The sequence below is a fragment of the Thioalkalivibrio paradoxus ARh 1 genome, from assembly GCF_000227685.2.
In the GTDB taxonomy this organism is placed as follows: Bacteria; Pseudomonadota; Gammaproteobacteria; order Ectothiorhodospirales; family Ectothiorhodospiraceae; genus Thioalkalivibrio; species Thioalkalivibrio paradoxus.
In genome coordinates this window covers 2647283-2667679 of record NZ_CP007029.1, presented here as the reverse complement: position 1 = coordinate 2667679, position 20397 = coordinate 2647283, and the positions used below count along the sequence as shown (strand labels likewise).

Here is a 20397-nt window from a genome sequence, read left to right as displayed (position 1 = left end):
CCGCGCGTTGGCCGCCGTCGTTCGCTTCAGGCTGCGGTACGCGGCTCCAGCGCGCGGTTGTACGCGCTCCCGGGCTTCACCTGAACGCGTTCCGCGGCCAGTGCCTGGGCCAGCGGCAGGTGACCGCTGCGTCGGGCCGCCTCGACCAGCGTCAGGGCGATCACGTCGCGCTGGGCGTGGCTGCCACCGAGGCGATAGACAGTCGGCCGCAGGTCGCGCAGCGATCCCGCCGCGGCCGCGTGTTCGCCGCGGCCGAACGCCGCGAGCGCTTCGAGCAGCGGCTTGCCCAGCGATGCCGCGATCGCTGCGTTATCGCTTGCTTGGTCGCCCGCCGGGTCGCGATCCTGCGCCGATTGGGCCGCAGTCCAACGCGCGGCTCGCTCGCCGTCGCTGCTGCCGACCCACGCCATCATCGCGTGAAAGTCGTTGAACGCGTACAGCCCCGGGTGCGCGACCTCGCGCCAGGCTGCGGCCAGCGATTGCCAACGGCTGCGCACGTCCACATCGCGTAGCTGCAGTCGCCAGAGCAGCGCCGAGGCATCGATCAGGTCGACCGTGATTTTGGAATGCGTGCCGTGGATCGGGCCGTCGAACAGCGCCAATGCCGTGTCGACGTCGTTCAGGTCGAGATGGAACAGCGCCAGATGCCACCAGTTGTGGACGGCGAGGAAGTTGTCGTCAGCCCAGAAGTGTTCGCGTTCGCGCATCCACTCGATGCCTTCGCGGGCACGGCCCTCCATCTCGAACGTGTGGGCCACCGCGTGGTGCGCCCAGGCATCCTCCGGCTCCAGGTCCAGCGCGCGGCGGCCGAAGTCCTCGGCGCGCCGGTAGTCGCCGTTTTCCTCGCAGCCGAACGCGAACATGGCCAGCAGCGCATGGTAGCCCGGGTCGCCGTTGCCCCACTGTCCGAATACCCGGGCGATACGGTCCCGGAGCATGCGCGAGTCGCCGCGCAGATAGTCGCCGAGGTGACCCACCTGCAGCGCCAGCGCGTCGCGTGGGTAGTCGATCGACACGTCTTCCAGGATGCGTCCGGCCCGCTGCCAGTGGCCAGACGCGAACGCGGCGACCGCCTCGGCATGGCCGCGCTCGCGGTGGTTCAGCGGCAATCGTTGCACGCGTTCGAGGTCGGCGCGCGCCACCGCGACGCCGTCGGGCTCGGTGCTGAGCAGGTGCAGCCAGGCGTGCAGCAGCTGCGCCATTGCGAACTCCGGGGCCTCCGCGATCGCCGCCTCGATGGTCGCGACCGGGTCGCCGCGCCAGCAATGCAGCTCGTGCAGTGCTTGCGTGTAATGCCGCAGTGCTGCGTCGGTGCTTCCAGTGACAGGGTTGCCAAGCAGGTCAGTCTGTTTCATGGTGGTTTCTCCAGGCCGGCACCTGGCCGGCAGCGGCGATGGTGTGGAAACTGCGGTGCGAGGGGCTGGTTGCGGCCCACTGTCGTTGCCCGCGAGGTCCGCGAGTCCGCCGGTGTCCCCACACGATCGGGAATGGCCTTGGAAACCATCGTAGCGGGAGCAGGGGTGAATCCCTGTGGCCAATTCGGACAGGAGCAGGACGTTTCCGCCATGACTTGCGTGCGCCAGCCACCCGGTCCCGTCACCGCGGCGATTCTCGCGTTCCCCGAGGCGACGGCGTCGGTGATGTACGGCCTGAACGACCTGTTCCACTCGGCAGGGCGGGACTGGGGGATGATCGTCGGCGGGGCACCCGGCCCGGCGCTGGTCGTCCCCCGGATCGCGGCAGTGCGCGAGGGGCCGTTGCGCATCGCGAACGGGGTGACCGTGGTTCCGGATGCGGTGCTGGAGGACATGCCGGTTCCGGATCTCGTCTGCATCCCGGAGATTCTCGTCGCGCCGATGGATTCGCTCGCCGGGCGGTTCGACCGGGAAATCGACTGGCTCAGGGCGTGTTACCGCCAGGGCTCGATTGTCGCCGCCGCATGTTCCGGCGCGCTGTTGCTGGCCGAAGCGGGTTTGCTGGACGGTGAGGACGCGACCACCCACTGGGCGTATTGCGATGCCCTGGCCGCGCGCTTCCCGGCAGTGCGGGTACAGCGCCAGCGTTCGCTGGTGGCGGCGGGCGAGGGGCAGCGCCTGATCATGGCGGGCGGTGGATCGTCCTGGCTCGATCTCGGCCTGTTCCTGGTCGCCCGGGTCGCCGGCGTCGATGCGGCGATGCAGCTGGCACGGATCTACCTGATCGACTGGCACCATGTCGGCCAGCAGCCGTTCGCACGGCTCTCGGCGAGCCGGCAGACCGAAGACGCCCTGGTCGCCAAGTGTCAGGTCTGGGCGGCGACGCATTACCATGCGCCGGCTCCGGTCGCGGCGATGGCCCGCATCGCCGGGCTGTCCGAACGTTCGCTGGTGCGGCGCTTCCAGAAGGCGACGGGGATGACGCCGATCCAGTATGTGCACACCATCCGCATCGAGGAGGCGAAGCAGATGCTCGAGGCAACGCAGGATCCGGTGGAGGCGATCGCCCAGGACCTCGGATACGAGGACGCGAGTTTCTTCATCCGCTTGTTCAAGCGCTCGGTAAGGTTGACCCCTTCCCAGTACCGGCGCAAGTTCGGCAGGCTGCGCGAGGTGCTGCGCAGCGCGCAGCCGGCAGCAATCGAGCAGGGCGATTGATGGGGCGGATGGGCTCCCGGGTGTTCCGGTGCAGCAGGTGGTCCGCGCCATGACCGCGGGGCTTACGCTGGCCGGGCTGCTGCTGGCGATGGCGGCCGTGCTCACCGTGTTTCTGATGCACGTGCGGGTGCGCTTCGTGATCGACCTGCAGGGCGGGCGGGCGCGGGTGTTGCGCGGGGATCCACCGTCGGCGTTCGTGCGCGGCTGTAGCGATGTCGCTCGGCTGTACCGGCTGGATCGGGGAAGGATCCTCGGCGTGCGGACCGCCGGCGGAATCGAGCTGCGCTTTTCCCGGGATCTGCCGGCACGCGCCCACCAGCCGCTACGCAACGTGTGGGTGCCTCCGACCGGCGGTGGGCCCGGAGGCGGCCGGGCAGTGGGCGGGTGAACCACGGTAGGGTCCGCACTCCGGGGAGCCGATACCCTGCATCTCGAGGACCCGGATCAGGCCACGGTCGCTGGCCAGCAGGGTACACTGGCGCCGCCAGTGCGGCGATAATCCGATGATGCGCGTCTCTCTCCCTGGCTCGATCGCCCTGGCCGCGGCGTATGCGATTGCGGGCTGGGTCGCACTCCAGGTCGCAGTGCCGCCCTATTCGGTGTCGCAAGTGTTCCCGCCCGCCGGAATCGCACTGTCGGCGCTGCTGATCTTTGGTACCGGGGTATGGCCGGGTGTGGCTGCAGGGGCCGCAATGGTGCAGCTGCTGGCCAGCGACGATGCGGGCGTGAGCAGCCTGCCGATCCTGTTGGCCGCTCCGGTGGGTGCGACGGTCCAGGCACTGCTCGGTTACTGGCTGGCCCAACGCCTGATCGGTTTCCCGAATCCGCTCGACACCGGTCGCAGCATCATACTGTTTCTGCTTGTGGTGGCGCCCGTCAGCACCCTGGTCAATGCGTCGGTGGCGGTGCCCGCGTTGATGCTGGGCGGCGTGATAAGCCTGCCGGATGCGTTCTTCAGTTGGTGGAACTGGTGGCTCGGGGACAGCCTGGGCGTGATCGTGGCCGCCCCGCTGATGTTCGTGCTTTTCGGGCGACCGCGGTCGGTGTGGCGGCCCCGGCTGTTCACGGTGGCACTGCCGCTGCTGATCACCCTGGGGCTCACGATGCTCGCGTTCCAGGGCATCCGGGATGCCGAGCAGCACCGTATCGAGCAACAGTTCGCACGCGAGGCCGAGGGGGTTGCGACGCTGACGGCGAAGCGGCTCGACGCCCAGATCGACATGATCGTCGCGATCGAGCGCCTGGTCAGTCACGATCCGGCACACACTGCCGCAGACTTCCGGCGTTTCGTGCGCCCGTTGCTCGACCGTCAACCCGGTACCCAGAATTTCACCTGGAACCCGCGTGTGCGCGCGGACGAGCGGGCCGACCTCGAACGGGCCGCGTCGCAATCCATCCCGGGATACCGCATTCTGGACCGGGTGGCGGAAACCGATGTACGTGTCACGCCTGCAGCGGAGGCGGAAACGTACTTTCCGATCCTGCACGTCGAGCCGCTCGAAGGGAATCGTGACGTGCTCGGGTTGAATCCGGCGTCGTTTTCGCCTGCCCGCGAAGCCATCGATGCCACGCTGGCAGATGGCCGCCCGGCCGTGAGTGCGCCGTTCGAGTTGACACAGGAGCGCCAGGCCCAGCGGGGTGTAGTGGTCTACCACGCGGTTTCCGGCATCGACGGTGATCCACCCGGCCTGGTCAGCGGAGCTTTTCGCATGGATGATCTGATGGATGCGGTGATCGGCGATTCGCTCGCGCAGGATCTGCGTGCCTGCCTGCTGGATCGTGATGCAGCACCCGGTAACGAGCTCCTCACCGGGGCGGCGGCCTGCGCCACGGAAGCGCTGGAGAGCGCTCCGCTGTCACTGAGATTCCCGGTCCCGTTCGCTGGGCGGCAGTGGGAACTCCGCGTGGTGGCGGACGATGCGTTCCTGCGCGAACGGCGCACCTGGGTTGCCTATGCGACCTTGACCATCGGCCTGGTATCCACGGGCCTGCTCGGCGCCTTTCTGCTGATCACTTCCGGCCAGACGCGGAGGATCGGGACGCTGGTGGAGCAACGCACCGCCGAACTGGCCAGAACCACCCGACACCTTCGGGAGCAACAGGATGCATTGGCACGGGCACAGCGGATCGCGCACCTCGGCAGCTGGGTGCAGGAGGCGGAGGATGGGTTGCTCCGGTGCTCGGACGGCTTACGTGCATTGCTCCCGTTGCCGGACGCGGAGCGATTCGAACCGCGACACTTGCTGGCAGCATTCGAGGCCAGTGACGCCAGACGCCTGGAGACCGCGATCAAGCGTCTGCAAACGACGGCCGGCGCCATCGAACTGGATTGCGTGCTGCGGCATCCGGGTGCGGCTTCGGTGGTGCATGTCGTCGTCGAGAGTGAGTGGAAGGACGGGCGCCTGCAGCGGCTACTGGGGACCGCGCAGGATGTGACGGCAGCGCGACGCGCCGAGCAGGACATTCAGCGGCTCGCGCATTATGACTCGATGACCGGCTTGCCGAACCGGAACCTGTGGCGAATGCGCGCGCGTTCGGCGCTGCAGGTTGCGCAACGTCATGGTGACTGCATGGCAGTGCTTTTCCTGGACCTCGACCAGTTCAAGACAGTGAACGATTCGCTGGGCCATCGTGTCGGCGACGGGCTGCTGGCGGTGGTCGGGCGTCGTCTCCAGTCGTGCATGCGCGAAGAGGATTTGCTGGCACGGCTCGGTGGCGACGAGTTCGTGGCCTTGTTGCCACGCCTGCCGCGATCCGACGACGCCGGTACAGTGGCACGCAAGATGCTGGACGTGCTGGCGCGCCCGATGGTCGTCGACGGCCACGAACTGACACTGTCGGCCAGCATCGGCATTGCGGTCTACCCGGCCGATGGCACGGACGTGGATACCTTGCTGCAGCACGCCGATACCGCGATGTACAGTGCCAAGGACGCGGGCCGCAACACCTTCCAGTTCTTCGTTCATGAAATGAATGTACGGGTGCTGAGACGGTTGCAGCTGGAGAGCGGGTTGCGGCGTGCGCTCGACCGCGACGAGTTCACACTGCACTACCAGCCGCAGGTCGACGCCGAAACCCGGGCGCTGGTAGGCGTGGAAGCGCTGCTGCGCTGGCAGCATCCGGAACGCGGACCGATGCTTCCGGGCGAATTCATTCCGGTCGCAGAGGAGTCGGGGCTCATCATCCCGATCGGCGATTGGGTCATGCGCAGCGCGTTTGCGCAGCAGGCGCACTGGCGTGAACGGGGCCGGCAGCAGCTTTCGGTGGCGGTCAATATCTCGGCGCTGCAGTTTGCTCGACCCGATTTCACGGACCGGGTCGCACAGGTCATTGCCGAGACCGGTGCCGATCCACGCAGGATTGTGCTCGAGATTACCGAAAGTGCGTTGATGGACCATTCGCCGTCACTGACGCAACGACTGCAGGACCTGACGGGGATGGGGTTGACGCTGGCACTGGACGACTTCGGTACGGGCTACTCCAGCCTTGCCTACCTCAAGCGGTTGCCGCTGGACCGGCTCAAGCTCGATCGTTCCTTCGTCCGGGATCTGCCGGATGATCCGGACGACGTGGCGATCGCGCTGGCGGCGATCTCGGTGGCGCGCGATCTGGGCATGCAGGTGATTGCGGAGGGTGTGGAGACGCAGGGGCAGCGCGAGTTTCTGATTGCGCACGGCTGCCGATGGATGCAAGGGTTTCTGTTCTCTGAGCCGTTGCCGGTGCAGGCATTCGATCGGCGCTTTCCGCCGTCGCCGGAGTCGGAGTGAGGGGTGCGGATATGGCCATGGTGAACGCACTGCTTGCTGTCGGCTCCGGCGGCCGGCGTTCAGGCGGATCCTGGGCCTTGGATCGAATGTCATGCGCGGTTTAAGCTGAAGAGTTGCTGGCCGGGGTGAAGGGGGCGGTGGATGCCGAATATGCGGAAGTGGATCTTGGGTATCGCGGTTGGCCTGTCCCTGGCGGTGCCGGTATTGGCAGATGCCCCCGACGATGATGCCGACGAGATCGCGGAGAACCCAGTCGAGCTGGAGGGGGACCCCGACGTCGCTGTGCCCCGGCAGCCGGAGGACGACGGGTCCCGGCGGGAATGGCTGGAGACAACCCGGCGCGGGGTCGATGCGACGGCGAACTGGCTGGTGCGGGGAGTCGACGGCTGGTTCGGCGACAAGCCCTTCGATGAATCCGGGGGCGAGGTCAGCGGCAGCATCTACGTTCGAGGCCTGCAGCGTGAGGACGAGGGATTCAAGGCCCGAGTGCGGTTTCGGCTCGATGTCACGATGCCCAATGTCGACGAGCGCGCGTTCGTGTTCCTGGGCCGCGACAACGAGGCCGAGCTGGTGACCGATCAGCCGGACACCTTCCGGCGCTCGCAACTGCTGTTGCCGGAGAGCCGCACGGACGATTCGACGTTCTTTGCCGGGGTCGGCTATTTTTTGCGGGACAACGTCAGTCTGCGTGCGGGGGTTCGCGGCGGATACAAGCTGTACGGCCAGGCCCGGTACCAGAAGGGCTGGTGGCTGACCGAGCAGTCGCGGATCGAGTTCACCGAGACGATCTTTCTGGCCGTCAGTGACGGTCTGGGATCGACCACCGCGCTCGACTATGGCTACGCGTTCGCCGACGATTTCGCGTTCCGATGGCGCAACTCGGCCACGATCAGCACCGAGACCGATGGTTTCGCTTGGGCCACGGCCCTGGGAACGCTGCATACCTTTCCCGAACAGCGGGAGTTGTCCTTTGACCTGCTGGCGAACGGGGAGACCGGGTACGATGTCAGCGTGCGGGAGTACGGTGTCCGCGGTATCTACCGGCGGCCGGTCTACCGCGACTGGCTGCTCGGCGAGGTAATCGTCGGTTATTTCTGGCCGCGTGAAGACGACGATCCCGACCGCCGGGAAGCCTGGGCCGTGGGGCTGGCTGCCGAGATGCGCTTCTGACGTCAGGCCGCAATTCAGTGCAGCGGCCTGACGGTCTGGGTGGCACTCGCGTTCGGTCGTGCCCGCCGGGGCTTGTCGGAACGCGATCGAGGACCTGCGCCGATGGTGCTTGCCCGCGATGGCACCGGCCTGCGGCGGGCGTCAGCGGTGGAATTCGCCGGAGGACTCCGGCTGGTAGAGGATCTCCATGATGCGTACCGTCATCGTGCCGCCGCGGGGCGCCGGCCATTCGATGCTGTCACCCACGGAAAGCCCCAGCATCGCGCTGCCGATGGGGGCCAGCACCGAGACCTTTTCCGGACTGCCGTCGAAGCCTGCAGGGTAGACCAGCGTGCGCTCGAACTCTTTGCCGTCCGGTTCGGTCCGGAAGCGAACGGTGGAATTCATCGTGACCACGGTCGGCGGCACCTCGCCAGGCTCCACCACGTTGGCCCGTTCGAGCTCTTCGAGCAGCGAAGCGTGCGCCTGCAACGCATCGTGCGACAGGGCATCGAGCAATTGCTCGATGCGGTGCAGATCCAGGGACGAAAGGGTCAGCGTCGGTCGCTCGGTCATGTTGGGGTGGCCTCTAGAAGTCTGGCGCGAACAAAAAACGGCCCACGCAAGCGCGGGCCGCCGTGTCGATCGGATTCGTGCTACCTGCGCCGGAATCTCCGGTAGCGTTACGCCTTTATTGCATAAACGCCCGGCAAAGGCAAAGGGGGGCAACAGCGCCGCGCTGCCCGCCCCAATGCTCGATTGCTGGCGCAGGCTCGGTACCCGCCCGGGCCTGCTCAGATATGCACGCTGAAATCGCCCTGGCGGACGTCGCCCAGCAGACTGCGGAAGGTCTCGCCGCGCAGCCGTATCAGCGATTCATGGTCTCCGCCCTCGATGAAGACCTCGTCCTGCGCCGCCATCGCGTCGTCGAGCACGGTTTCCAGGCCATAGGCTGTACCCAGCGCCGGCACCGCTCCGGCTTCGCAGTCCGCGAACAGTTCGGCGACTTCCGGCTCGGTGGCGAGCCCGACATGGCTGCCGAGCGCATGGTGCAGCCGCCCAAGCTTCAGGCGGCGAGTCGCCGGCAGCACGACGAGCAGGTACCGCCCCGAGTCCTCGACTACGACGCCCTTGGCCAGCGCGTCGCCGGGCACATGCGCCGCCTCCGCGGATCGGTTTGCCGATGCGGTGTGCGGATGGCCCACGATTTCGTATTGCACGCCGCGATGGTCCAGAAACGCCTTCAGCGTGTGCGCCAGATTCATAGTGGCACCTCCATGGTCCCGTTGCCGCCGCCACTCGAGTATAGATGGACAATCGGCTTACCCCGGCATTCGGTTTCGCCCCAATCCGAAACGCCGCGGCCATTCATTGGATCAGCAGGACGCTGCCACCGCACCCGCGGTTTCCAAGCCGCGTACCCCCGGCGCTTGGCGAAAGCACCGGGGCGCGGTAATCTCCTCAAGTTCCATGCGGTCATTGCATAGATCATCCTCTATGCGAACTGAAGAAAATACCGATTGGAATGCTATGCGTTGCATCCATAGACTTCGCGCAGGTTCGATCGGCACTTCCATCCAGTAATTGAAGCAGGAGTCGACCATGGCAGTTAAGACCTATGAAGCCGGTGTCAAGGAATACCGGGAAAAGTATTGGACCCCGGACTATGTCCCGCTCGACACTGACCTGCTGGCCTGTTTCAAGGTCACCGGTCAGCCCGGTGTCCCCCGCGAAGAGGTGGCCGCAGCCGTGGCCGCGGAAAGCTCGACCGGTACCTGGAGCACCGTCTGGTCCGAGCTGCTGACCGACCTCGAGTACTACAAGGGCCGCGCCTACCGAATCGAGGACGTGCCCGGCGACAAGGAATCGTTCTACGCGTTCGTGGCCTATCCGCTCGACCTGTTCGAAGAAGGCTCGATCGTGAACGTGCTGACCTCGCTGGTCGGCAACGTGTTCGGCTTCAAGGCGCTGAAGCACCTGCGTCTGGAAGACATCCGCTTCCCGATCGCGTACATCAAGACCTGCATGGGTCCGCCCAGCGGCATCCAGGTCGAGCGCGACAAGCTCAACAAGTACGGCCGTCCGATGCTCGGCGCGACGATCAAGCCCAAGCTCGGTCTGTCCGCCAAGAACTACGGCCGCGCGGTGTACGAGTGCCTGCGTGGCGGCCTTGATCTGACCAAGGACGACGAGAACGTCAACTCGCAGCCGTTCATGCGCTGGCAGAACCGTTTCGAATTCGTCGCCGAGGCGGTGATGAAGTCGCAGGCCGAGACCGGCGAGCGCAAGGGTCACTACCTGAACGTGACCGCCCCGGACCCCGAGCAGATGTACGAACGCGCCGAGTTCGCGAAGGAACTGGGCATGCCGATCGTCATGCACGACTTCCTGACCGGGGGATTCACTGCCAACACCGGTCTGGCCAAGTGGTGCCGCAAGAACGGCGTTCTGCTGCACATCCACCGCGCGATGCATGCGGTCATCGACCGTCATCCGAAGCACGGCATCCATTTCCGCGTGCTCGCCAAGTGCCTGCGTCTGTCCGGTGGTGACCACCTGCACACCGGCACCGTCGTCGGCAAGCTCGAGGGCGACCGCAACTCCACGCTCGGCTTCGTCGACCAGCTGCGCGAATCCTTCGTGCCGGAAGACCGTGCCCGCGGCGTATTCTTCGACCAGGACTGGGGCTCGATGCCCGGCGTGTTCGCGGTCGCCTCCGGTGGCATCCACGTGTGGCACATGCCGGCGCTGGTGTCGATCTTCGGTGATGACTCGGTGCTGCAGTTCGGTGGCGGCACGCAGGGTCATCCCTGGGGCAACGCGGCCGGTGCAGCCGCCAACCGCGTCGCGCTGGAAGCCTGCGTGAAGGCACGCAACGAAGGCCGTGAACTCGAGCGCGAAGCGCGCGAGATCCTGACCGACGCCGCCCGTCACAGCCCGGAACTCGCGATCGCGATGGAAACCTGGAAAGAGATCGTGTTCGAGTTCGAGACCGTGGACAAGCTGGACGTTGGCTGAGGCCGCGCCTGTTCCGCACTGAACTTGTAACCGAATCGAAACGAGGACTACGAACATGGCAACCAGTTACGAAATGGGCGACTACCAGACTGCCCAGACGCTCGAAACCTTCGGCTTCCTGCCCAAGCTTTCGCAGGACGAAGTGCACGAGCAGATCGCCTACATCATCGCCCAGGGCTGGAGCCCGGCGATCGAGCACGAGCATCCGAGCAAGGCGTTCAATCACTACTGGACGATGTGGAAGCTGCCGTTCTTCGGCGATACCGACCTCGGCCACGTGGTCGCCGAGCTCGAAGCCTGCCGCCGCGCCTATCCGGATCACCACATCCGGCTGCTGGGCTACGACGCCTATGCCCAGACCCAGGGTGCGTCCTTCGTGGTGTACGAAGGCCGCGGCTGACGGCATCGGACGCGGTCACTGCCCGGTTCGGCAGTGACCGCGGCGCAACGGGACTCGAGCAACCACGCGACGGGGTTTGAAATGGCAGGACCTTCACACAGCAGCAGCGCACGGGCGGCTTCCATGGCTCGGCGGCGTGCCCTTTCCGAAGCTGGAAAGGCCGCACTGAAGAAGACATCCACGCACAGCGGCGGGGCTCCGGTGCGCCCCAGCCCGAGCCCCAGCGCGCCGGTGGTTCGTCCGGCGGCCAGCACCGCGAGCGCTATCGGTACCAGTACGCCGCGTTCTGCGGTTTCAACGCGGTCGTCAAGGGCGGCGCAGCCGATGATGCCCGAGGCACGGGCAGCGTCGCGCGCGCGACGCGAAGCGATGTCCCATCGCGGGAAGGCAGGTGTGTCGCAGGCCGATCGCACGCGCACCGCGGCCGACGTTCAGGCGTCGTCGGCAACTCCCGCAAGCTCGAAGGATGAACAGCGTTCGGGTTGTGGCTGCGGCTGCAAGGGCGAGCAGGGGACGGCCCCCGAAGCGCGTTCCACACGGGAACCCGCGACGACGGCTCGCGCCCGGGCCGGCGGTCCGCGCACCAAGATGCGTGCCAATGGCGGCAAACCCAAACCCGTGGTGGCCAATACCAGCCGGGCGGTGGCGCTGGCGCGCAGACACGCGCAGTCGGCGCGCGGCAAGGCCGGACTGAGCCCGCGCGGCATGACCACCGCGCAGACTGCGCGCGCCACCAATCCCGGTCTGTCGGGACGCGAGCTGGCGCAGGCGCTGCGCGAGCAGCGCAGCCGTACTGGCAACGCGGGCCAAAAAAAAGCTGAACCCTGCGGGCGCGTGCGTCCGCAGAAGGCCCGCAAGGACGCGCCCCCGAAAGTCGGTGCGAGCGAAACCGCGTACGGGCAGCATCTGACAGGCACGATGGTCGGGCGCAGCCGTACCGTGACCGGCGACGAACCGGGCTCCTGCAAGCCGGTGACCGGCACCGAGTACATGGGTGCCGAAATCTTTCGCGATTTCTGCCAGACCGAACCGACACGCGCGCCACGGAAGGTCGGGGTCAGCCCGACTTCGCACGGCAACCGGGTTTCCGGCAACGAAGTGGGTCGCAGTACCCGGGTTACCGGTGACGAGCCGGGTACCTGCGCGCGCGTGACCGGTACCGAGTATCTCGGTGCGGACCAGGTCGATGCCTTCTGCGGGGTCCGCCCGCAGCCGGCCGCAGACAAGATCACGGTGGCCCAGAGCCAGAAGGGCAAGCCGGTGACCGGCAGCAACGTCGGCCGTTCCGAGCGGGTCACGGGTGACGAGGTCGGTGCCAACCGCGCTCTCACTGGAACGCAGTATATGCAGCAGGGCAACGGCCAGGCGCCGGCGAAGGTCGGAACCACGACCACGCTGCGTGGTGGCTCGGTGACTGGCACCATGGTCGGACGCTCCACCCGGGTCACCGGCGACGAGCCCGGCAGCTGCCGGAACGTGACCGGCGATGCCTATCTGGGTAGTGAGCACTTCGAAGGCTTCTGCGAGTCCACCCCTGCCCCCGAAGACGAAAAGGTCGGGTTGTCCCAGACCTTCAAGGGTCTGGCCGTGACCGGCACTTTGACGGGGCGATCGGGAAAGGTGACCGGTGATGAGCCGGGTACCTGCAAGGCCATCACCGGAACGCCATACGCAGGCGCCGAGCAGTATCGCGGCTATTGCGAGCCGGCCGAGACGCAAGTGACTCAGGCCCGCACCCAGCCCCGGCAGCGGACCGCCGGGGCCGCCATGACCGGCATTCAGCCCGGCATCGGCGGTCCCGTGACCGGCGCGGCCAAGGGCGCCTGTGAGCCGGTGAGCGGAACGCCGTACGTGGGTGCGGATCAGGTCGCCGAGGTGTGCCCGGCGACCGCGGCCGAACCCGGCAGCCCGGACTTCCCGCAGCCGGTCGGCGGCCAGCCGGAGCCCTGGGGGCAGTTCAGCGTGATCGCGCCCGCCCATGCCGCGGTGGCTCCCCAGGCCAACGGGACCGTAACCGGAACGCGGTACGAGCAGGGCCAGATCACCGGCCCGTTCGGGATGGCCACCGGCAAGGTGACGGGCACCGAGGAATTTCGTTTCGGACGCGGTGTGATGTCGCCGCCGACCAACGCGAACGCGATTCCGCCGACCGCCGAGACCGTCGAGGGTCGGGTCAAATCTCGGGTGACCGGCGAGGGCATGGACGGTGGGGTCCGGATCACCGGTGACGACTGGGATCGTGGCGACCGCGTCACCGGGACCGAGGGCGCCTCTGCGATGCGCCGCAACCCGACGCGCCGTGGCGGCCCGATGTCCGCGATGCCCCCCGAGCCAGCGCCCAAGCGTAACGAGGATCTGCCCCTGCCGGTCGCCAAGGTGACCGGAGGCAGCGGCAACACCGATCGGGGTGCACTGGTGACCTACTCGGGAGGCGCCCGGGGCTGATCCCGGGGGAGAACCGTGATGCCTGGTCGCCGTCAATCGCCACGTTCGTTGTTCTGGTCGCAGGGACCGGCGCCTGCGCCTGTCCCGGCAACCTCGCGGCGTCCGACGCGCCCGTCGTTCGGTCGCGGCGGCGCGGCGCGGGGGCTGCATCCGCTGACGCGAGGCGACGAGAACGCCTACCTGTTCGGGTACGAGCGCCGCGTGAAGGAGTCGTTCGACAACATTGTTCCGGTGTTAAAGCGGCTGTCGGCGCTGCAGCACGAGGAAGATTTCGAGACGCGGGCCCAGGCGATTGCGCGCGAGCGGCTCGGCTACGAGCTGCCGCCCGAGATTCTGGGCGACGCCTGGGTCTCCCAGCTCGATATGCGGCGGCTGTTCGCGTGGTGCGTGTTCGAAACCTACCGGCGCTTCTGTGACGAGTTCTTCACCGACGATCCGCTGGGCTCCGACGACGAAGACATGTTCCAGTCGTTCCTGCAGGACTGCGGGTTCCATACGCTGGACGTGTCGCCCTGCGCCGACGGTCGGCTGGCCCATGTGATCCGCTACGTGCTCCGGCTGCCGTACCGGGCAGTTCGACGCAAGTCCTATGCGGGCGCGCTGTTCGATATCGAGGACAGCCTGCAGAAATGGGTCGAGACGGAGATGCTGCGGTTCCGGGAAGGGCGGCCGAACACCGCCGATGCGCCGACCCGGTACCTGAAGGCAGTGGTGTACCACTATAGCTCCAGTGATCCGGACCACGAGGGGTGCGCGGCGCACGGATCGGACGAACAGCAGGCCGCGCAAGCGGGATTGGAACGCCTGCTCGGGTTCCAGCAGGCGGTGCAGAACAGTTTCTGCTGCGGCGCGTCGATCGACCTGCTGTTGATCGGCATGGACACCGACACCGATGCGATCCGCGTGCATGTGCCCGGTGCCGATGGCCGCATCGACCCGCAGGCGGGTGTGGAGGCGCAGGAGCTGTATGCCGAGACGGCGCGGCTGCCGGCCGCCGAGGCCGAGGCCAGGATCCTGGAGCGTGTGCAGGTGTCCGCGGAGGGCGTGGCCGACGGGATGGCACGGCTGGCGGCACGGCTCATCGCGAACAACCTGTCGCAGATCGACTACGTGCGCAGCTATCACGACGGACGCTATGCCGACGTCGGGCACGCCGAACGGTTCCTCGGCATCGGGATCGGTTTCGAGGAGATCCAGCTGCGCAACCTGACCTACTTTGCATATATGGACACGGTCGAGGAAGCGGCGCCCGATCTCGACGTCGGGGTGAAGATCGGCTCGCGCCTGAACGTGACCCATGGGCTGCCGGTGCCGGTGGTGGTGCGCTACGACTACCACGGCCAGGTTCCGGGTTCTCGGGACCGCGCGGTCGCGCATTGCGAGCGGGTGAACCGCGCGCTGCACAGCCGTTACCGCGATCTGTCGGCGCGTGGGCTATTGCACACGCTGCAGATCGTGCGTGACTGCAATGCCCGCGGTCCGATCGAGGCGCTCTCCTGCTCGGTACGCGGGACGCCGCAGGGAGGGCATTGATGAAGATTTGTCAGATCGAGCGGCCTCTGGTGTCCACGAACCGGATCCCTGGGCTCGAACACAAGCACTTGCAGGTGGTACGCGATGGTCGCTCGCTGCTGGTCGCGGTCGATGCGGTCGGTTGCGTCCCCGGTGATTGGGTGATCTGCGTGGGCAGCTCCGCGGCTCGCGAGGCGGCGGGCAGCAAGGAGTACCCGAGCGATCTGACCATCGTCGGGATCATCGATCACTGGCCGCCTCCTGAGGCCGAGGAGAAGGCCTGATGGACATCCTTCGGGTCGAGGGTTCACTGATCTGCACGAGCAGGGTGGACGGCCTGAAGCAGATGGCCCTGCGGGTGCTGCGCGACCAGGGCGGCGGCCGGCACGTGGCGGTCGATCCGGTGGGGGCGCGTGCTGGCAACTGGGTTTTCACCGTCAGCGGCTCGGCCGCACGGTATGCGGCGGGCGATTTCGAGGTGCTGACCGATCTGACCATCGGCGGGATCATCGACCGCTGGGAGCCGCCGGCAGACGAAGGGCCGCAGGCATAGGCGAAGCGGCGGGTTTCATTTGGTTCAACAAGCAGCGATATCAGCAGGAGAAGCAGACATGGCAAACGAGACCCACGGCATCGCGCTGGGGATGATCGAGACCCGGGGCCTGGTGCCCGCCATCGAGGCGGCGGATGCGATGACCAAGGCTGCCGAGGTGCGCCTGATTGGGCGCGAGTTTGTGGGTGGCGGCTACGTGACCGTGCTGGTGCGCGGCGAGACGGGTGCGGTGAACGCCGCGGTGCGCGCCGGTGCGGATGCCTGCGAGCGCGTCGGCGACGGTCTGGTGGCGGCGCATATCATCGCCCGCCCGCACCGCGAGGTGGAACCGGTTCTGAGTAATTCCTGACCTGCGGGCCGCCGGCCCGCGGGAAAGCAATTTAGTTGACACATCTGACGACGGAGATTGGGAAATGGCAAGCGAAAACTACGGTATCGCACTGGGCATGATCGAAACGCGCGGGCTGGTGCCTGCCATCGAAGCGGCGGACGCGATGACCAAGGCGGCTGAAGTGCGCCTGATTGGGCGCGAGTTTGTGGGTGGCGGCTACGTGACCGTGCTGGTGCGCGGCGAGACGGGTGCGGTGAACGCCGCGGTGCGCGCCGGTGCGGATGCCTGCGAGCGCGTCGGCGACGGTCTGGTTGCAGCACACATCATCGCCCGCCCGCACCGCGAGGTGGAGCCCGTGCTGCCCACCGGGGGCCCGGCGAGCGACAAGTAATACCCTGGGCCCGAACCACTCAATTTTAAGGAGAATCACAGCATGGCCAACGAAACCTACGGCATCGCGCTGGGGATGATCGAGACCCGGGGCCTGGTGCCCGCCATCGAGGCCGCGGACGCGATGACCAAGGCCGCCGAGGTTCGCCTGATCGCCCGGGAGTTTGTCGGCGGCGGCTACGTCACCGTCCTCGTACGCGGGGAAACCGGTGCGGTGAATGCGGCGGTGCGCGCCGGCGCCGATGCCTGCGAGCGCGTCGGCGACGGTCTGGTCGCAGCGCACATCATTGCCCGTCCGCACCGCGAAGTGGAGCCGGTGCTCGGTGGCGAAGGCGCTCTGGCCGGCAACCGCCCGCAGCGGAGCTGATGGGTCCGGGACGGACCCAGGGGCACACCATGCACGGGCTGACCCGTCGTCATGTTCTTCGCTAACGCCGATCCTCGGGTACTCGGGTATCTGGGCCGCGCGCTCAGCCTCGAGTTCTCGGCCGTGCAGCAGTACACGACCCAGGCGCGGCTCGCCGCGTCCTGGGGGCTTGCTGCCGCGTCCGAGCGGCTGCAGGCGGAGGCGACCGAGGAGAACGAGCATGTGAGCCGGATCATCGGGCGCATGCTCGCGCTGGGTGTGGCACCGAATGCGTCGCAGCTGAGGCCGGTTCGGCTGGGCCGAAGCCTGCACGAGTTGCTGCTTCGCGACCGGGAGCTGGAACTCGCGCTGGTCCAGCTGTACGGCGATGCGACCCGGCATTGTGCGCGCATGGGGGACCACGATAATCGGATGTTCTTCGAGACGCTCCTCGAGGAGGAGCGTGCGCATGGAGCCGAACTCGCGCGCTGGATCGAAGAACTGGAAGCGGCTTCGGCGCAGGTCGTGGCACCTGAAAGAGCCGGGGGACGACGATGAGTGCATGGAAGGAACGGTCCCGGCCCGCCCGGCTCGAGCGACGCTACGAGTTTCCGGATTACGAGACATTGCGCGAGTTCCTGGACCGCGTGGCGGAGTTGTCGGAGCAGGAGGGACTGCATCCGGACATGGGGTTCGGGCGGACCTACCTGAATGTCACCATTCACGCCGACGACGGTGCAACGGAGTTAGGCGACCGTCAGCGGCGCTTTGCCGAGCAGATGGATGCATTGTTGCCTGCGTCGGCGCGCCCGATGTAGGGCAATCGTCACGCAGGAAAGGGGCACCCAAGAACCCGTGCGCAAGCCGGCGATCGGGTGCCGGTAGCCCGGCGCGGGGCACATTCGCCGCGGAGCAAGCGAGGTACGATCATGCCAGAAGCCGACCAGACCAAGGGCCCGTCGGGTCCCGCGACACAGAAACCGCCGGTCGCAAGCAGCGATGCGCAGGCGCCCGGCAAGCCGGGTGCGGATGATCCGGCAGCGGGAGGCAGCGCATCCACGTCGACGGCGCGCAGAAGCTCGAAAGCCACGGGGACCGCGAAGCGGTCTTCGCCAACCCGTGGCGGGTCCCGCGGCGACGCGCCGGCGGCAAAGCCGGCCGGATCGGGGGATCCCTATCAAGCCGGTCGCCGGGTCTGGCCGGATTGAATGCCTGCTTGGCGGCGGTGCGGGCGATTCGGCGGGTTCGGCCGGCCGAATCGCGGTGCCCGAACATGGCAGTAGCAGAGCCTGTGCGCGTAGCAGCCCGAAACCTTCGGTAGATTCCCATGGGTGCACTGAGCAACCTGTTGATTCCCGCGGTACTCTTCTTCGCTCTGGGCTTTTTTGCCCGGGTGGTGAAGTCGGATCTGCGGTTTCCGCAGGATATGGCCAAGATGCTGTCGATCTACCTGTTGGTGGCGATCGGGCTGCACGGTGGGTACGAACTGGGACGGGCCGATCTCGGTGTCGCGCTACAGGCAGTGGTCTGGGCGCTGGTGATGGGGTTCACGCTGCCGATCATCGGCTACCTGCTTCTGGTGGTCACGCGCAGGGTGAGTCCGCTGGACGCGGCTGCCGTGGCCGCGCATTACGGGTCGGTCAGTGCGGGAACTTTCCTGGCAGCGGTGGCCTACCTGGATTCCGCGGGGATCGAATACGAGAGCTATCCGGTGATCATGCTGGCGGTGATGGAGTCGCCCGCGATCATCGTCGGCCTGCTGCTGGCGGCCTGGACGCGCCGGCGCATGGGGCGCAACGGTAGCGCGGAGCCGGCGCCGGCAGATCCGGTCGGCCAGGGTGGGATGTCCTCCCTGCTGCACGAGGCGCTGACCAACGGCAGTGTGCTGCTACTGCTCGGCTCGCTGCTGATCGGCGCGATCGCCGCGCCGGGGTCGATGGACAGCCTGTTCCCGTTCATCAACGAGATTTTCATGGGGGTGCTGTGCCTGTTCCTGCTGGAGATGGGAATGGAGGCGGCACGGCGGATCCGGGAGTTCCGCAAGGTCGGCGTGATCATGGTCGCGTTCGGGCTGGTGATGCCGCTGATCGGCGGCGTGGTCGGTGTCGCGATCGGGCACTGGGCGCTCGGGTTCGGCCTGGGCGGTACCACGCTGGTCGCGGTGCTCGGCGCCAGTGCATCCTACATCGCGGTGCCGCCGGCGATGCGGCTGGCGGTTCCGGAGGCCAACCCGTCGCTGTACCTGACGCTGGCGCTGGGCATCACCTTCCCGTTCAATGTGATCATCGGCATTCCGCTCTACCTGTATCTGGCCCGGCTGGTCGGGGCGGCGTGAACCTGGAGACCTGTGATGCCAGCGCTGTACCCCGAAAAACTGGTCACGATCATCACCACCGACGTGCTGGAAACGTGGCTTGCGAAGATCGTGCGCAAGCGCGGTGCGAGCGGATATACCGTGGTGCGCGCACGCGGTGCCGGATCCAGCGGCGAGCAATCGAGCATGCTCGACATCGATACCAACATCAAGTTCCACGTGATCCTGCCCGAAGAACGCCTGGCGGGCATGCTCGAGGATCTGGAGTGCATGATGAAGAAGGGGCACCACCTGACGGTGTTCGTGTCCGAGGTCTCGGTGCTGCATCCGGAGAAGTACGCACGACCACTCGAATGACCGGAGCGCGGCGGCCGATGCTGTGACTGGCATCCCGGCGCGGTTCCGGATGCCGGCATGGTGGCCGCGGGGCCGGTACCTGCCCCCGGAATCTGGACAAGATCCCGCGCGGGCGATATAAGAGCGGCCATGCCGCCTCCGACCGATCCTCACCTCATTCCCCCGAGCGCTATGCCGGTGTACCTGATCCGGCATGCCACGCTGCGCCAGCTCCAGGTCTTCGAAGCCATTGTTCGCCTCGGGAGTTTCACGCGCGCGGCGGAGGAGCTGTTCCTGACCCAGCCGACGGTGTCGATGCACATTCGCAAGATGTCCGAGGCGATGGGCCTGCCGCTGTTCGAACACGTGGGGCGGAACGTGAAGCCCACCGAGGCCGGCGTCGAGCTCTACGATGCCTGTCGCAGGATGTTCGAGACGCTCGCGAACCTCGAAATGAAGATGGCCGACTTGAAGGGGATGCGCCGGGGGCGGCTGCGGCTGGGGGTGATCACGACCGCCAAGTACTTTGCCTCCGAGATCCTCGGCGAATTCTGTCGTCTGTACCCGGGTATCGAGGTGGCGCTGAAGGTCACGAACCGGGATCGGATCGTCGAAGGGATGCTGGCGAACGAGGACGATCTCTACATCATGGGGCAGGCGCCCTGCGAAGAGATCGAGGTCGAGGAATTTCCGGTCGCGCCCAACCCACTGGTGGTGATGGCGCCCCGCGATCATCCGTTGGTGGGGCAGAAGCGAATCCCGTTCGCGCGCATTGCCGAGGAGCCGTTCCTGCTGCGCGAGCCAGGATCGGGGATCCGTGACGCGACGCTGAAGGCCTTCGATGCCCATGGTCTGCGCCCCAAGGTGAGGATGGAACTCGGCAGCAACGAGGCGATCAAGCACGCGGTCGTCGGCGGTCTCGGGCTTTCGGTGCTGTCGCTGCACAGCCTGACGCTGGAGGGCACCAACGGGCCGGTGGCGGTGCTCGACGTCGAGGGTTTCCCCACGATGCGGCAATGGTATCTGGTCTATCCGAAGGGCAAGGAGCTTTCGCTGGTGGCGCGCACCTTCCTGGAATTCGCGATTGCCAGCGAGCCCCGGATCCGCACCCGTATGGAATCGTTGTGGCCAGGGCTGCAGCTGTTGCTCGATTCGGGCGAGCGGCTGCCCGCACGCAAGAGCGCAGGCTCCTGACGCTGAGAC

The 20397-nt window shown here is 66.9% G+C and carries 21 protein-coding genes; 18 read left to right on the top strand and 3 right to left on the bottom strand.

What is annotated here, in order from left to right; translation table 11 throughout:
• Positions 1–26 precede the first annotated feature (26 nt).
• Complete coding sequence (locus THITH_RS12015) at positions 27–1355, bottom strand: tetratricopeptide repeat protein (protein ID WP_006748379.1); 1329 nt, start codon at positions 1353–1355, stop codon at positions 27–29.
• Positions 1356–1565: 210 nt separating this feature from the next.
• On the opposite strand from THITH_RS12015, the gene THITH_RS12010 reads away from it, so the two are divergent.
• The 4 genes from THITH_RS12010 (at position 1566) to THITH_RS11995 (ending at position 7570) form a co-directional block, all read left to right on the top strand.
• Entirely contained in the window at positions 1566–2633 is a 1068-nt protein-coding gene (locus THITH_RS12010) for a GlxA family transcriptional regulator (protein ID WP_006748378.1), read from the top strand.
• Between the two features lie 49 nt (positions 2634–2682).
• Positions 2683–3021 (top strand): DUF3634 family protein, encoded by a 339-nt coding sequence (locus THITH_RS12005; RefSeq protein ID WP_006748377.1) that lies wholly within the window; start codon positions 2683–2685, stop codon positions 3019–3021.
• A 115-nt stretch (positions 3022–3136) separates the two neighbouring features.
• Complete coding sequence (locus tag THITH_RS12000) at positions 3137–6400, top strand: EAL domain-containing protein (RefSeq protein ID WP_006748376.1); 3264 nt, start codon at positions 3137–3139, stop codon at positions 6398–6400.
• A gap of 150 nt (positions 6401–6550) precedes the next feature.
• Entirely contained in the window at positions 6551–7570 is a 1020-nt protein-coding gene (locus tag THITH_RS11995; protein WP_232222198.1) for a hypothetical protein, read from the top strand.
• A 141-nt stretch (positions 7571–7711) separates the two neighbouring features.
• On the opposite strand, the gene rnk is transcribed toward THITH_RS11995, so the two are convergent.
• Entirely contained in the window at positions 7712–8125 is a 414-nt protein-coding gene (rnk, locus tag THITH_RS11990; RefSeq protein ID WP_006748374.1) for a nucleoside diphosphate kinase regulator, read from the bottom strand.
• 218 nt (positions 8126–8343) lie between these two features.
• Complete coding sequence (locus THITH_RS11985) at positions 8344–8814, bottom strand: aminoacyl-tRNA deacylase (RefSeq protein ID WP_006748373.1); 471 nt, start codon at positions 8812–8814, stop codon at positions 8344–8346.
• Between the two features lie 337 nt (positions 8815–9151).
• On the opposite strand from THITH_RS11985, the gene THITH_RS11980 reads away from it, so the two are divergent.
• The 14 genes from THITH_RS11980 to THITH_RS11915 all read left to right on the top strand — a co-directional run bounded on the left by THITH_RS11980 (position 9152) and on the right by THITH_RS11915 (position 20388).
• Entirely contained in the window at positions 9152–10567 is a 1416-nt protein-coding gene (locus THITH_RS11980) for a form I ribulose bisphosphate carboxylase large subunit (protein WP_006748372.1), read from the top strand.
• 55 nt (positions 10568–10622) lie between these two features.
• A complete protein-coding gene (locus THITH_RS11975) occupies positions 10623–10967 on the top strand; it encodes a ribulose bisphosphate carboxylase small subunit (protein ID WP_006748371.1) in 345 nt (114 codons plus the stop codon).
• A 324-nt stretch (positions 10968–11291) separates the two neighbouring features.
• Positions 11292–13412, top strand: a complete 2121-nt coding sequence (locus THITH_RS17155; protein WP_006748370.1) for a CsoS2 family carboxysome shell protein — start codon at positions 11292–11294, stop codon at positions 13410–13412.
• An 18-nt stretch (positions 13413–13430) separates the two neighbouring features.
• Entirely contained in the window at positions 13431–14945 is a 1515-nt protein-coding gene (locus THITH_RS11965; RefSeq protein ID WP_006748369.1) for a carboxysome shell carbonic anhydrase, read from the top strand.
• Positions 14945–15208 carry a carboxysome peptide A gene (locus THITH_RS11960; protein ID WP_006748368.1) on the top strand — a complete coding sequence of 88 codons (264 nt, stop codon included), beginning with the start codon at positions 14945–14947 and terminating at the stop codon, positions 15206–15208. Before THITH_RS11965 ends, THITH_RS11960 begins: the two co-directional genes overlap by 1 nt.
• Positions 15208–15477 (top strand): carboxysome peptide B, encoded by a 270-nt coding sequence (locus THITH_RS11955; protein ID WP_006748367.1) that lies wholly within the window; start codon positions 15208–15210, stop codon positions 15475–15477. Before THITH_RS11960 ends, THITH_RS11955 begins: the two co-directional genes overlap by 1 nt.
• Positions 15478–15535: 58 nt before the next feature.
• Positions 15536–15826: a BMC domain-containing protein gene (locus tag THITH_RS11950; protein WP_006748366.1), complete on the top strand. Its 291-nt coding sequence runs from the start codon at positions 15536–15538 to the stop codon at positions 15824–15826.
• 64 nt (positions 15827–15890) lie between these two features.
• Entirely contained in the window at positions 15891–16199 is a 309-nt protein-coding gene (locus THITH_RS11945) for a BMC domain-containing protein (protein WP_006748365.1), read from the top strand.
• 42 nt (positions 16200–16241) lie between these two features.
• Positions 16242–16565 carry a BMC domain-containing protein gene (locus tag THITH_RS11940; protein WP_006748364.1) on the top strand — a complete coding sequence of 108 codons (324 nt, stop codon included), beginning with the start codon at positions 16242–16244 and terminating at the stop codon, positions 16563–16565.
• Positions 16566–16616: 51 nt separating this feature from the next.
• The gene (locus THITH_RS11935) at positions 16617–17102 is read left to right on the top strand and encodes a ferritin-like domain-containing protein (protein WP_006748363.1); all 486 of its coding nucleotides are present in this window, start codon (positions 16617–16619) and stop codon (positions 17100–17102) included.
• Positions 17099–17362, top strand: a complete 264-nt coding sequence (locus THITH_RS11930; protein ID WP_006748362.1) for a 4a-hydroxytetrahydrobiopterin dehydratase — start codon at positions 17099–17101, stop codon at positions 17360–17362. Before THITH_RS11935 ends, THITH_RS11930 begins: the two co-directional genes overlap by 4 nt.
• Before the next feature lie 509 nt (positions 17363–17871).
• Positions 17872–18879, top strand: a complete 1008-nt coding sequence (locus THITH_RS11925) for a sodium-dependent bicarbonate transport family permease (protein ID WP_006748361.1) — start codon at positions 17872–17874, stop codon at positions 18877–18879.
• Positions 18880–18894: 15 nt separating this feature from the next.
• Positions 18895–19215 carry a P-II family nitrogen regulator gene (locus THITH_RS11920; protein WP_006748360.1) on the top strand — a complete coding sequence of 107 codons (321 nt, stop codon included), beginning with the start codon at positions 18895–18897 and terminating at the stop codon, positions 19213–19215.
• A gap of 156 nt (positions 19216–19371) precedes the next feature.
• On the top strand, positions 19372–20388 hold the full coding sequence (locus THITH_RS11915; protein WP_232222303.1) for a LysR family transcriptional regulator: 1017 nt from the start codon (positions 19372–19374) through the stop codon (positions 20386–20388).
• The last annotated feature ends 9 nt before the right edge of the window (positions 20389–20397 follow it).